Source organism: Microbacterium sp. cf046 (genome assembly GCF_900114345.1).
In the GTDB taxonomy this organism is placed as follows: domain Bacteria; phylum Actinomycetota; class Actinomycetes; order Actinomycetales; family Microbacteriaceae; genus Microbacterium.
Genome location: NZ_FOZJ01000003.1, coordinates 40,113 through 52,769 on the forward strand (window position 1 = coordinate 40,113; position 12,657 = coordinate 52,769).

Below are 12,657 nucleotides of genomic sequence, written 5' to 3' on the forward strand. Positions count from 1 at the left end.
TTGTGCACGATGACGTGAGGACACGACGAATCATGACCGGAACAGTGGAATCGGAGACGGAGCTCGTCGTCCTTCCCAAGAAAAGTGGCCGTCGCCGCGCCGAGGCGCAGCAGCCGCGCCGACCGGGCCTGCTGAAGTTCGGCTACTGGTGGTGGGCACTGCCCGGGATCGTCCTCGTCATCGCGATCCACTACGTCGCGACTGCAGTCGGAGGGTTCTTCGCCTTCACGGACTGGTCGGGCATCGGCGACTTCAACTTCATCGGCCTCGAGAACTTCGTCAAGATCTTCCAGGATCCGACCAAGATCGGCGCCCTCGGCAACACCCTCTTCCTTGCGTTCGCCTCGGTCGTCCTGAGCAACATCGCCGGTCTGGCCATCGCGCTCGGACTCAACCGTGGGCTGAAGTCCCGGTACGTGCTGCGCGTGCTGTTCTTCATGCCGGTCGTGCTCAGCCCACTCGCCGTCTCATATATCTGGAAGTTCATCTTCGACTACAACGGCCCGCTGAACGCGGCGCTGACGGCGGTCGGTCTCGGGGACTTCATCAAGCCCTGGGTTGCGGACCCGACGTGGGCGATCTGGACGGTGCTGATCGTGATCGTCTGGCAGAACACCGGATTCGCGATGGTCATCTACATGGCCGGTCTCGCGGCCGTGCCGGTTGAGATCGAAGAAGCAGCCGCGATCGACGGCGCCAACCTCTGGCAGCGCTTCTGGCACGTCACGCTGCCCTCGATCCGCCCCGCAGTGGCGATTGCGACGACACTCGGCATCGTCAACGGGCTGCGCGTCTTCGACCAGATCATGGCCCTCACGGCCGGTGGACCGGCCGGCGCCACCGAGACGCTGGCGACGCAGGTCTACAAGCAGTCCTTCTCGCTCGGCAATTTCGGCTACGGGGCGGCACTCGCCCTGCTGCTGACCCTGATCATCCTGGCCTTCGCACTCGTCCAGCAGCGCGTCACCAATGGCCGCCCGGAGGAGAGCTGACATGTTCCGCTACACGAAGTTCACGGCACTCCGCGAGGTCGCCTTCTGGATCATCGCCATCGTGTTCCTGGCCCCGTTCTATTTCCTGTTGGCGACGTCGCTGAAATCCGACCAGGAGACCCTCACTACGACGGCGCTGACGCCCCCGTCGTCCATCGACTTCAGTAATTTCATCGACGTGCTGACCGCGACCGGCAATTCGAACGTGATCATGGGCCTGATCAACAGCATCCTGATCACGACCGGCAGCATTCTGCTTCTCGTGCTGCTCGGCGCGTTGACCGGCTACGTCATCGCCCGCAGCACGCGACGGTGGAGTCGCGGTGTCTACTTCCTCTTCCTCGTGGCGATCATCCTCCCGACCCAGCTCGGCACCGTGCCGCTGTACATCGGCGCACGCACCGTCGGGCTGACCGGATCGATCTGGGGCATGATCATCCTCTACACCGGGATGCTGCTTCCCCTGTCGATCTTCCTGTACGCCGGCTTCTTCCGAGGACTCGGGACCGAGTACGAGGAAGCCGCCACGATCGACGGGGCCAGCCGGACGCAGATCTTCTTCCGGATCGTGCTTCCGCTCATGTCGCCCGCGACCGGAACCGTCGCGATCCTGTGCGGACTGATCGTCTGGAACGACTTCTTCACGTCGCTGATCTTCCTCGGCGGATCCGCGAACCAGACCCTCCCCGTCGCGATGTACTACTACATCGGCTCGCTGGTCTCGGCGTGGAACAAGATCTTCGCGATCGTGATCGTGTCGATGATCCCGATCCTGGCGTTCTACCTGTTCGCGCAGAAGCGCTTCATCCAAGGGTTCGCCGGTGGGCTGAAGGGCTGATCCGATGACGGACGACAACCGGGTCGCTTTCGAGCGGTTCGCGGATCTCTTCTACGTCCAGAAGCGGGTGGCGGATGCCTTCGCATTCCTCGTCGCCGACGACTATCGCCAGCACAACCCGACGATCGTCGACGGCCCCGCCGCCGCGATCGAGATGCTGAACCCCAAATTCGACGGCTCACCCGAGGCGGTCTTCGAGATCCAGCGGATCCTCGTGGACGGCGACCTCGCGATGGTGCACGTCAAGGCCTCCCGTCCCGGCGCACCCGACGCCGCGGTCGCGGACATCTACCGATTCGAGAGCGGCCGGATCGTCGAGCACTGGGACGTGCTTCAGCAAGTCCCGGCGCATGCCGCCCACGACCATCCGATGTTCTGACCACCGAAGGACGAACCCATGTACCAGCTCGCACCCAACATCGAACTGCTCTTCACCGAGGCCGGCGACTATCACGACCGCGTGCGCGCGGCCGCGGCATCCGGATTCACCGCGGTCGAGATGTGGGGTCCGACCGGCGTCGACGCGCCCTCGACGCCGAAAGATCTGCCCGCGCTCAAGGCCGCGCTCGACGAGACCGGCACCCAGATGACGGCACAGCTCTCGGAGCCGCGCACGCAGTTCATGATCCCGCCCTGGGACCACTCGGAGTTCTACCGCAAGCTCGACGAGGGCGTCGAGATCGCGCACTTCCTCGGAACTCCCCGCATAGTGGTCGGCAGCGGGACCGGGTTCGGCGGCTGGAAGCGCCAGGTGCAGCTGGACAAGCTCATCGAGATCTACCAGAAGGCGATCGCGCAGATCGAGGGCTCCGGCATCACGCTCGTCCTCGAGCCGGTCAACGTGCGCGTCGACCACCCCGGTTCGCTCCTGGACCGCACCGCCGAAGGCGTGTACGTCGCTCGAGGCGTGGACTCGCCGTACTTCGGCGTCCTGTACGACATCTACCACTCGGCCGTCGAGGGCGAGGACATGGCAGCCGAGCTGGCGAACGCCGGATCGATCGTGAAGTACGTGCAGCTGGCCGACACCGAAGGCCGCGGGGAGCCGGGTACGGGTTCAATCGACTGGCCCGCGACCCTCGCGACCCTTCGCTCGTCGGGTTACGACGGACCCGTCGGGCTCGAGTACTACCCGAAGACCGCGTCGGCCGAGTCGGTGCAGTACATCCGAGATCTGGCGGCTCAGGCGTGAGTACGCGCGAGTACCCGGAGGTCGTCGACGTCGCCATCGTCGGAAGCGGGCCGGCCGGTGCGACCTACGCGCGCATCCTGAGCGAGAATGCCCCGGCAGCGACGATCGCCATGTTCGAGGTCGGTCCGACCGTCTCCGATCCGCCAGGCGCACACGTGAAGAACATCGCCGACCCCGATGAACGCGCTCGCGCACAGCTGCGGTCGGAGGGACCGAATGCCCACGACGACGGCGATCGTGTCGGCGGAATCGTGAAAACTGCTCAGCGCCGCGCGCGCCCGGGTACGTTCCTGCTCGAATCGGGGTACCAGGTCGAGGGCGAGGACGGCCTGCCGGTCGCGGCGTTCTCGAGCAATGTCGGCGGCATGTCGGCGCACTGGACCGGCGCGTGCCCGCGACCCAACGACAGCGAGCGCATCGGCTTCCTCGACGACAGCGGTGAGCTCGACGAGCTGCTGACCGAGGCGGAGCGTCTGCTCGGGGTGACGACCGACGCGTTCGAGGCGTCTCCACATGCCCCGCTCGTTCGCGGTCGGCTGGCTGCCGCAGCCGACGATGGCCGCGATGAGTACGAACGCGTCCAGCGGATGCCGCTCGCCGTGCATCGTCGTGACGACGGTGCACTCGTGTGGTCGGGGTCGGACGTCGTGCTCGGCGATGAGGCACGCGGCAACGCGAACTTCACGCTGTACGACGAGTCGCTCGTGACCAGGGTGCTCATCGAAGACGGTCACGCGGCCGGAGTCGCGGTCACCGACGAGCGCACGGGCGAGAGTCACGAGGTGCGCGCCCGCCACGTCGTCGTGGCGGCAGACGCCCTCCGCACCCCGCAGGTGCTCTGGGCTTCCGGCATCCGTCCTGGGGCTCTCGGGCGGTACCTCAACGACCAGGCGCAGATCGTGTTCGCGGTGCGCATCCGCGACTTCGAGCCCGCCGCGCTTGCCGACGGCGCTCCGCAGACAGGCCTCAGCGAGTACAGCGGCGTCACGTGGGTGCCGTTCACCGACGAGAGCCCGTTCCACGGCCAGGTCATGCAGCTCGATGCGTCGCCGGTGAAGCTCGCCGAGGACGATCCGGCGGCGCCCGGATCGATCGTAGGGCTCGGTCTGTTCTGCGCGAAGGACCTGCAGGCCTCGGACCGGCTGGAGTTCTCCGACCGGGCGGTCGACGGGTACGGGATGCCGGCCATGACGGTGCACTACACCCTCAGCGCGCACGATCACGAGGTGATCGAGCGGGCGATGGCCGAGATCGTCCGACTCGGGAAGGCGGTCGGCGAGCCTCTCGACGACCGCCCGTTCATGATGCCCCTCGGTGCCTCGCTGCACTATCAGGGCACCACGCGCATGGGTGAGACCGACGACGGTGAGAGCGTCTGCGACCCCGACAGCCAGGTCTGGGGAGTGCCGGGTCTGTTCGTCGCGGGCAACGGAGTGATTCCGACATCGACCGCGTGCAACCCGACGCTCACGGGGGTGGCTCTCGCCGTGCGCGGTGCGCGCCGTATCGCCGCCGCGCTTGCTTCTGTCTAATTCAGACATTAGAGTGTAGAAACAATGACAAAGATGTCCGGCCGACCGCGTCGGCCCAGAACCAGGAGGTTCTCGTGATCCCCGATCGCATCATCGAGCAGGGAACGCTCACGACCCACGGTGCGCGCAGCGCCGTCGAGGTCCGTCTGCCGTGGTACCGCGCGCTGCCGGGCTCGTGCATCGCCGGCGCGAAGCTCACCATCGACGGCGTCGACGCTCCGGCCGACTCGCTCCGCTGGAGCATGAACGGCCGCGAGTTCTCGTTCGACGAACTGCGCACCAACACCGCGGAGTGGTGGTTCCCGACCGACTCCGCCGTTCTGTCGGGCGAACTGCCGATCGATACGGATGCCGAGCACGAGGTGACCGTCGGGCTGACCCTCTACATCCCGTACATCATCATCTCCGACACCGAGACGCTGCACATCGACGAGACCAACACCAAGACCATGAAGGCGGTGGCGGCATGAGCGCCCTCGGTACACCCATCCAGGGCGTCACGCTCTACAGCTTCACCCGCGCGTTCCACGGGCGCGAGTACGACCTCGAAGGGCTGATCCGCAAGACGGCCGCCGAGGGCTTCGGCCCGGGCCTGGAGATCATCGGCTTCTCGAGCTTCCGCGGGTTCCCCGAGATCGACGACCAGTACGCGGGCTGGTTCCGCGACCTCGTCGACGAGGTCGGGCTCACGCAGACCTCGCTCGCCGTGAACGCCGATATCGGCATCCACCGTGATCGCCTGCTGAACCAGGACGAGCTCATCGCGTACATGACGCGGCAGATCAAAGCTGCCGCGAAGCTCGGGTTCCCGATCGCACGCGTGCAGATCTCGATCGAGCCGGACTCGATGGAAGCGCTCGCCCCGATCGCCGAAGCGCACGGCGTCACGCTCGCACTCGAGGTGCACGCCGACCAGTTCGCCTCGCATCCGCGCATCCTCGCTCTGCGCGACCGGTACGAGAAGGTCGGATCCCCGTTCCTCGGCTTCACGATGGACTGGGGTGCCACGGTCAGCGGGTTCGCCCCGTCGCTGATCGAGTCCTACCGTCGCCGCGGCGCGTCGGAAGAGCTGCTCGGGCAGGTCGTCGACCTGTGGAACACGTACTACGAGCAGGGGCCGCCGGCCGATCAGGCCGAGCACGGCCAGCGGTTCGGGTCGTTCATCGGGCTGGCCTCGCGCAATGGGCGTCCCGACCTCGGCATCGACTTCGGCATCAACGGCACCGGCCTGTTCGGCCCGGCGCGCGTGGACGACTGGCTCGCGATCGCGCCGTGGATCAAGCACGTGCACGGCAAGTTCTTCGGGATCGACCAGAACGGCGAGGAACCCTCCGTTCCCGTGCGCGACCTCATCCGGCTGCTGGTCGAGATCGGCTACAACGGCGCGATCTCGAGCGAGTACGAGGGCTGGCACTGGAACAACTGGGAGTCGCCGTTCGACATCATCCGCGCCGAGCAGGCCGTGCAGCGCTCCGCCGCCGCCGACGCCGGCTCGCGCATGATCACCGATCTGGCGGAGGCGCGCGCACAGCTCGGCGCCTGGCTGCCCACGACGCAAGGAGCAGGAGCATGACCCTTGGACAGGCCCAGGACGGCGCCGAGAACGACGGAATCGCCGGAACCGGCATCAAGCTGGGGACGACCCTCTATTCGATGACGAGTGAGTTCGCGGCGGGGCTGTACACGCCCGAGACCCTGATCGCCGCCGTCGCGGAAGAGGGCATCGGCCCGGGCGTCGAGTTCAACATCGCCCAGCTGCTGCGCACGTATCCCGATGTCGACGACGCCTTCGTGAAGCTGTGGTTCGACTCGCTCGAGAAGTACGGCCTCGAGGCGAGCGCGGTGGGAACGAACCTCGATATGGGGCGCCGCAAGGACCGCGACATGACGCCCGACGAGGAGCACGACTTCCTCGCCCGGCAGCTCAAGACCGCGCACACGCTCGGCTTCAAGAAGGTCGTCATCCGCTCGCACGGTAAGGAGCTGCTGCGCAGCCTCCTTCCGCTCGCGGAGAAGTACGACCAGAAGCTCGGCTACGAGATCCACGCGCCGTCGGGGCCGAACAACCCGCAGGTGCTGCAGATGCGCGAGATGTACGACGAACTGCAGTCCGACCGCCTCGGCTTCACCGCCGACTTCTCGTCGACGATGCACTCGCTCTCGCCGACGCTGCTGCGCACGCTCGGCAACATGGGCATGGATGAGAAGCACTTCGCGGTGATGGACGAGATCTGGCACGAGCCGACGCCGATGCACGTGCGCAACCAGAAGTTCGAGGACTACCTGTCGGGCGAGGGTGTCGACTTCCTGCAATTCGGCCCGTTCACGCGCCTCGCGTTCAACATGCACGGTCTGGTGCCGCCGGAGGAGTGGCTCGACATCATGCCGCAGATCTTCCACGTGCACGCGAAGTTCTACGACATCGGGGCCGACGGCGAGGAGCCCGCGATGGACATCCCTCGGATCGTCCGCCAGTTCGTCGAGGGCGGGTACCAGGGCTACCTGTCCAGTGAGTGGGAGGGCCACGCGTTCTCCGACCTCGGGGAGTCCGACCCGATCGACCTCGTCAAGAAGCAGCACGCGCTCATGCGCAAGGCCATCGAAGACACCGTCGCTGCGAAGGAGAACGCCAATGTCTGACACCATCGCCACTGCGTCGATCGCCGAACTCCAGTCCGAGCTCGCGAGCCTCCGCGAGGAGGTCGTCGCCGTGCGTGCGCTCGCGCAGCGCGCGGAGGACCGCGGTCAAGTCGAGAACCTCTTCAACCGCTACATGTTCCTGCACAACGCGTTCCAGGACGAGCAGATCATCCCGCTGTGGGTGAAGGAGGGCACGGAGGGCATCCGCGCCCGGTACACCAACGCCGGGCAGTACACCACGTGGGAGAGCGTGACCCGGTACCACCGCGACCGTCCGTCTCCCGAGGGCAAGCTCATCCTGCACGCGACCACGACCCCGGTGATCGAAGTCGCGGCCGACGGCAAGACCGCCAAGGGCGTCTGGCTCATGGCAGGAACCGAGTCGGGGCTGACCGACCCGAAGGTCGCCGAGGCGTTCCCCGATATGTACTCGCCCGACGAGGTGCTCGGCAAGAAGGTCTGGGCGCATTGGGTGTGGTGCAAGTACGCCGTGGACTTCCTCAAGCAGGACGGGGAGTGGAAGTTCTGGAAGTTCCGCTGCTACGAGCTGGCCCGCGCTCCGTTCGAGGAGAACTGGATCAGCTTCGGCCTGAAGAACCAGGGCGCTTTCGACCTCGACCTCATGTACTTCGGCGACGACGGCAAGCCCGTGTTCATGCCCCCCGCCGACGAACCCGTGCCCAGCACGAACCATCCGTACAGCCCCACGACGGTGCAGAAGCTCGAGCCGGCACCGCCGGTCGCTCACGACACTTTCGAAGACACCTTCAAGTAGGGACCGATCATGGCAACGCACAACTCGCTCTTCTCCGAGAAGGACGTCCGCCGGACCGGGGACGGCATCGCCGTCTCGGTGCAGCTTCCCTGGTACCGCAGCCTCTGGCTGTCGGCGGTCGACGATGTCGCAGCATCCATCAACGGCGTCGAGGTGCCCAAGGATGAGCTGCGCTTCGTGCTGAATGACACGAGCTACCGCATCGAGGAGCTGCCCGAGCAGTCCGAGACGCTCTGGTTCGTCGCCGACAAGCCCGAGGTCGTGATTCCGCTCGATCACGCCCCCGCGGCGGGCGAGAAGCTGACCGTCGAGGTCGTGCTGACGATGCGCCTGCTGTACATGCAGATCATGCCCGGCGTCGACGGCGGCCCCGGCCGCTACGTCACGAACCGCGTGCCGGTCGAGCGCGAGGTCGTGCTGGCATGACGCTCAAGGTGGCCCTGATCGGCTATGGGTTCATGGGTGCCACCCATTCGGTGGGATGGCGGCAGGCTCCCCGCATGTTCGACCTTCCGGTGGACGTCGAGATGTCCGTGGTCGTCGGCCGGAACGCGGATGCCGTCGCCGCGGCCGCCCAGAAGTGGGGCTGGACCGAGTCGGCGACCGACTGGCGCGAAGTGATCGCGCGCGACGACGTCGACATCGTCGACATCGTCACGCCGGGCGACTCGCACGCCGAGATCGCCATCGCGGCTCTCGAGGCCGGCAAGCACGTCCTCGTCGAGAAACCGCTTGCGAACACGGTCGACGAAGCCGAGGCGATGGCGGATGCCGCCGCCCGTGCCGCCGAGCGCGGCATCCGGTCGATGGTCGGCTTCACGTACCGTCGCGTTCCTGCCGTCACCTTCCTGCGCGACCTGATCGCTCAGGGAGTCGTAGGCACGGTGCAGCAGGTGCGCGCCGCGTACCGGCAGGACTGGCTCGTCGACCCGGCGATGCCGCTCGCGTGGCGCCTGCAGAAGGAGCACGCCGGCTCGGGTGCGCTGGGAGACATCGGCGCGCACATCATCGACATGACCCAGTTCGCGACCGGCCTGAACGTCGAGGCCATCTCGGGCACGATCGACACGATCGTGAAGGAGCGCCCGCTTCTGGGCGCGGGTTCGGGCCTGACAGGTATCGCAGCCGAAGGCTTCGGCGAGGTCACCGTCGACGACGTAGCGATCTTCACCGGCCGCCTCTCCAACGGTGCGCTGGTCTCGTTCGAGGCGACCCGTTTCGCGACCGGCCGCAAGAACGCGCTCACGATCGAGGTGTCCGGCGACAAGGGCGCGCTCGCGTTCGATCTCGAAGACCTCAACAGCCTCCAGTTCTACGACCGCACCGCCCCCGACGACCGGCAGGGCTTCACCAAGATCCTGGTCACCGAGGCGCAGCATCCTTACGTCGGCGCCTGGTGGCCCGCCGGCCACATGCTCGGCTACGAGCACGGGTTCAGCCACCAGGTGGTGGACCTGGTCACCGCGATCGCCGAGGGAACCGATCCGCACCCCTCGTTCGCCGAGGGTCTTTCGGTGCAGCGTGTACTCGACGCGGTCGAGCGCTCGAGCGACAACGAATCCGCCTGGGTCCGCATCGCCGCCCCCGTCACCACCACCATCGGTCGTTGAGCGAGGGAGCGAAGCGACCGAGACGAAACGTCGCTCGCAGACTCGAGGCGTTTCGTCTCGCTTCGCTCGCTCAACGACCGGACTCAGTAAAGGAGCAATGATGCCACGCCCGATCACCCTGTTCACCGGCCAGTGGGCCGATCTGCCGTTCGAAGAGGTCGCGCGCCTTGCGGGCGAATGGGGCTACGACGGCCTCGAGATCGCCTGCTGGGGCGACCACCTCGACGTGTCGCGGTGGGACGACGCCGAGTACGTGCAGTCACGGCTGGACATCCTGGAGCGCAACGGCCTGAAGGTCTACACGATCTCCAATCACCTCACCGGCCAGGCGGTGTGCGACGACCCGATCGACGAGCGGCACCGCGACATCCTCTCGGATCGCGTGTGGGGCGACGGTGACCCCGAGGGTGTGCGGCAGCGCGCCGCCGAGGACATGAAGAACACCGCACGGTTCGCTGCCAAGCTCGGCGTGAAGACGGTTGTCGGATTCACGGGCTCCGCGATCTGGAAGGCCGTCGCGATGTTCCCGCCGGCGTCCGAGGAGTTCATCGCGCGCGGCTACCAGGACTTCGCCGCCCGCTGGAACCCGATCCTCGACGTGTTCGAAGAGGTCGGGGTGCGCTTCGCGCTCGAGGTGCACCCGTCCGAGATCGCGTACGACTACTGGACCGCGAAGGACACCCTCGAGGCGATCGGCCATCGCAAGAGCTTCGGGTTCAACTTCGATCCGTCGCACTTCGTCTGGCAGCAGCTGGATTATGTGGCGTTCGTGCTCGACTTCGCCGAGCACATCTTCCACGTGCACGTGAAGGAGTCGATCACCAACCTCGACGGCCGCAACGGCGTGCTCGGCTCGCACCGGCCGTGGGCCGACCCGCGGCGCGGCTGGACCTTCGTCTCGACCGGGCACGGAGCCGTGCGCTGGGAGCCGCTGTTCCGCGCGCTGAACGCGATCGGCTACGACGGGCCGACGAGCGTCGAGTGGGAGGACGCCGGGATGGACAGGCTGATCGGAGCGCCCGAGGCTCTCGCGTTCGTGCGCAGGCTGGCGGAGATCGCTCAGCCCGCTGCGGCGTTCGACGCCGCGTTCTCGACGAAGTAAAAGCGGCCGCATGCCTTTCGCACTGCGGGAAGCTCCCGCAAGGGTCGCGCATGTATGAGCTCGCCCCCAACATCGAGGTCCTCTTCGCGGAGTCCGACGACTACAGCGACCGCGTGCGTGCGGCCGCAGCGGCGGGATTCACGGCCGTCGAGATGTGGGGGCCGCGCGGGCACGACTACCCCTCGCGACCCAAGGACCTTCCGGCGTTGAAGGCAGCGCTCGACGACACCGGCGCACGCCTGACGCTGCTGACCAGCGAACCTCGGACCCACTTCATGATTCCTCCGATGGATCATTCGGCCTTCTACTCCGGTCTGGATGACGGAGTCGAGGTCGCCCATCTTCTGGGTTGTCCCCGAATCGTCGTCAGTTGTGGAACAGCGCACACAGAGACACCCCGACAGACGCAGCTTGACCTTCTCGCCGAGGTGTTCCGAAAGGCGACGACGCAGATCGAGGGTTCGAATGTCACTCTCGTGCTCGAGGCGGTCAACACGCGAGTCGATCATCCGGGAATGCTCATCGATCGAACGCGGGAAGCCGTCTACGTGGCACGTCAGGTCGATTCCCACTTTTTCGGGGTGCTCTACGACGTGTATCACTCTTCTGTGGAGGGAGAGCATCCACCCGTGGAGATCGCGGATGCAGGCTCTCTCATCCGATACGTGCAGTTCGCTGACGCGCCCGGCAGAGGCGCTCCAGGCACGGGAACGATCGATTGGTTCCAGGTGCTCACCTCGCTTCGACGCGCCGGCTATGACGGACCCATCGGTCTCGAGTCGCTCCCGTCGGAATCACAGGATTCGCTCGACTTCATTCGAGATCTGGTCGCAGCCGCCTCGTAGCCCGCTCACGAGAAAGAGTCATCGATGACCACTCCCACGACCGAACCCCGCCTGGGCATCGGCATCCTCGGGGCAGCCGGAATCGCCGAACGGGCGATGATCGAGCCGGCGCGCGAGCTCGAGGGCGTCCGCGTGGTCGCGATCGGCGCACGTGACCCGGAACGGGCGCGCTCGCTGGGCGACCGCCTGGGCGTCCCGGAGGCGGGTGACTACGAGTCGGTTCTGCACGATCCCGACATCGATCTCGTCTACCTCCCGCTGCCTTCGACCGTGCAGGCGGAGTGGGCGCTGCGGGCGCTGCGGGCCGGCAAGCACGTGCTGTGCGAGAAGCCGCTGTCGGCGAACGCCTCCACCGCAGAGCAGATCGTCCATGCCGCGGATGCCGCGGGTCGGCGTGCCTTCGTGGGCTTCCACTATCGGCTGCACGGCTTCACCCGTCGGCTGCTGGAGGTACTTGACTCTGGGGTTCTGGGGCAGATCCAGCGCGTCGAGTTCGATTTCAGCATCCCTCACTTCGTCGCCAAGCCCGGCAACATCCGCCTCGACGGCGACCTGGGCGGAGGCTCGTTCATGGATGTCGGCTGCTACGCCGTCGACCTCATGCGAGCCGCCTGGGGAGAGCCGTCGGTGATTTCGGCGGAGGCAGTGCGGTACGACGCCGACCCGCGTGTGGACATGCAGACGGATGCCGTGCTGGAGCTTCCGGGCGGCATTCCCGCGCTGGTGCGCTCCTCGTTCATCGGCGACGATCAGGGCAGCATGTCGCTGCGGGTCACAGGATCGGCTGCCGACCTCGCGGCGACGAGCGTGATCGTGCCCCAGTGGGGCGCGGTGCTGCGCGTCTCCGCGGGTGAGGAGCTTCTGGTCGAGGAGAAGGCGGCGGAGGGCGAGAACAGCTATTCGCGTCAGCTCGAGCACCTGGTCGCTGTGCTGCGCGACGGGTCGCCCAGCCCGCTGGAGGCGTCACTCGGCGTCGGCACGATGCGCGTCGTGGATGAGGTGTACCGGGCGGCGGGCCTCCAGCCGCACTGAAGCGATGCGCCGAGTGCGTAAGGCGGGGATGCCGTTGCTGATGTGCTGCGCGACCCCCGTGGCGGTCTAAGGCGCTGGTGGTCGCGGAACCGTGGTCTC

Annotated in this window: 14 protein-coding genes; all 14 read left to right on the plus strand. The window is 66.6% G+C overall.

The genetic code is table 11. From position 1 onward, the window contains the following. Positions 1 to 32: 32 nt before the first annotated feature. The gene (locus BM349_RS12780; protein WP_091707329.1) at positions 33 to 992 is read left to right on the plus strand and encodes a carbohydrate ABC transporter permease; all 960 of its coding nucleotides are present in this window, start codon (positions 33 to 35) and stop codon (positions 990 to 992) included. 1 nt (position 993) lies between these two features. After that, complete coding sequence (locus BM349_RS12785; protein WP_091707330.1) at positions 994 to 1,830, plus strand: carbohydrate ABC transporter permease; 837 nt, start codon at positions 994 to 996, stop codon at positions 1,828 to 1,830. Between the two features lie 4 nt (positions 1,831 to 1,834). Beyond that, a complete protein-coding gene (locus tag BM349_RS12790; protein ID WP_091707331.1) occupies positions 1,835 to 2,209 on the plus strand; it encodes a nuclear transport factor 2 family protein in 375 nt (124 codons plus the stop codon). An 18-nt stretch (positions 2,210 to 2,227) separates the two neighbouring features. Beyond that, positions 2,228 to 3,022: a sugar phosphate isomerase/epimerase family protein gene (locus BM349_RS12795; protein WP_091707332.1), complete on the plus strand. Its 795-nt coding sequence runs from the start codon at positions 2,228 to 2,230 to the stop codon at positions 3,020 to 3,022. Further along, a complete protein-coding gene (locus BM349_RS12800) occupies positions 3,019 to 4,554 on the plus strand; it encodes a GMC oxidoreductase (RefSeq protein ID WP_091707333.1) in 1,536 nt (511 codons plus the stop codon). The genes BM349_RS12795 and BM349_RS12800 overlap by 4 nt, the downstream gene beginning before the upstream one ends. A 74-nt stretch (positions 4,555 to 4,628) precedes the next feature. Next, positions 4,629 to 5,024 carry a C-glycoside deglycosidase beta subunit domain-containing protein gene (locus BM349_RS12805; RefSeq protein WP_091707334.1) on the plus strand — a complete coding sequence of 132 codons (396 nt, stop codon included), beginning with the start codon at positions 4,629 to 4,631 and terminating at the stop codon, positions 5,022 to 5,024. Beyond that, entirely contained in the window at positions 5,021 to 6,127 is a 1,107-nt protein-coding gene (locus BM349_RS12810; RefSeq protein WP_091707335.1) for a sugar phosphate isomerase/epimerase family protein, read from the plus strand. The genes BM349_RS12805 and BM349_RS12810 overlap by 4 nt, the downstream gene beginning before the upstream one ends. Next, positions 6,124 to 7,194 (plus strand): sugar phosphate isomerase/epimerase family protein, encoded by a 1,071-nt coding sequence (locus BM349_RS12815; RefSeq protein WP_091707336.1) that lies wholly within the window; start codon positions 6,124 to 6,126, stop codon positions 7,192 to 7,194. Before BM349_RS12810 ends, BM349_RS12815 begins: the two co-directional genes overlap by 4 nt. Further along, positions 7,187 to 7,969: a nuclear transport factor 2 family protein gene (locus BM349_RS12820; protein ID WP_091707337.1), complete on the plus strand. Its 783-nt coding sequence runs from the start codon at positions 7,187 to 7,189 to the stop codon at positions 7,967 to 7,969. The genes BM349_RS12815 and BM349_RS12820 overlap by 8 nt, the downstream gene beginning before the upstream one ends. A gap of 9 nt (positions 7,970 to 7,978) precedes the next feature. Beyond that, a complete protein-coding gene (locus BM349_RS12825) occupies positions 7,979 to 8,395 on the plus strand; it encodes a C-glycoside deglycosidase beta subunit domain-containing protein (RefSeq protein WP_091707338.1) in 417 nt (138 codons plus the stop codon). After that, positions 8,392 to 9,579 (plus strand): Gfo/Idh/MocA family protein, encoded by a 1,188-nt coding sequence (locus BM349_RS12830; protein WP_175525298.1) that lies wholly within the window; start codon positions 8,392 to 8,394, stop codon positions 9,577 to 9,579. Before BM349_RS12825 ends, BM349_RS12830 begins: the two co-directional genes overlap by 4 nt. Positions 9,580 to 9,679: 100 nt before the next feature. Next, positions 9,680 to 10,681 carry a sugar phosphate isomerase/epimerase family protein gene (locus BM349_RS12835; RefSeq protein WP_091709241.1) on the plus strand — a complete coding sequence of 334 codons (1,002 nt, stop codon included), beginning with the start codon at positions 9,680 to 9,682 and terminating at the stop codon, positions 10,679 to 10,681. A 50-nt stretch (positions 10,682 to 10,731) separates the two neighbouring features. Beyond that, entirely contained in the window at positions 10,732 to 11,526 is a 795-nt protein-coding gene (locus BM349_RS12840; RefSeq protein WP_091707339.1) for a sugar phosphate isomerase/epimerase family protein, read from the plus strand. Between the two features lie 24 nt (positions 11,527 to 11,550). Further along, positions 11,551 to 12,558: a Gfo/Idh/MocA family protein gene (locus BM349_RS12845; protein WP_091707340.1), complete on the plus strand. Its 1,008-nt coding sequence runs from the start codon at positions 11,551 to 11,553 to the stop codon at positions 12,556 to 12,558. The last annotated feature ends 99 nt before the right edge of the window (positions 12,559 to 12,657 follow it).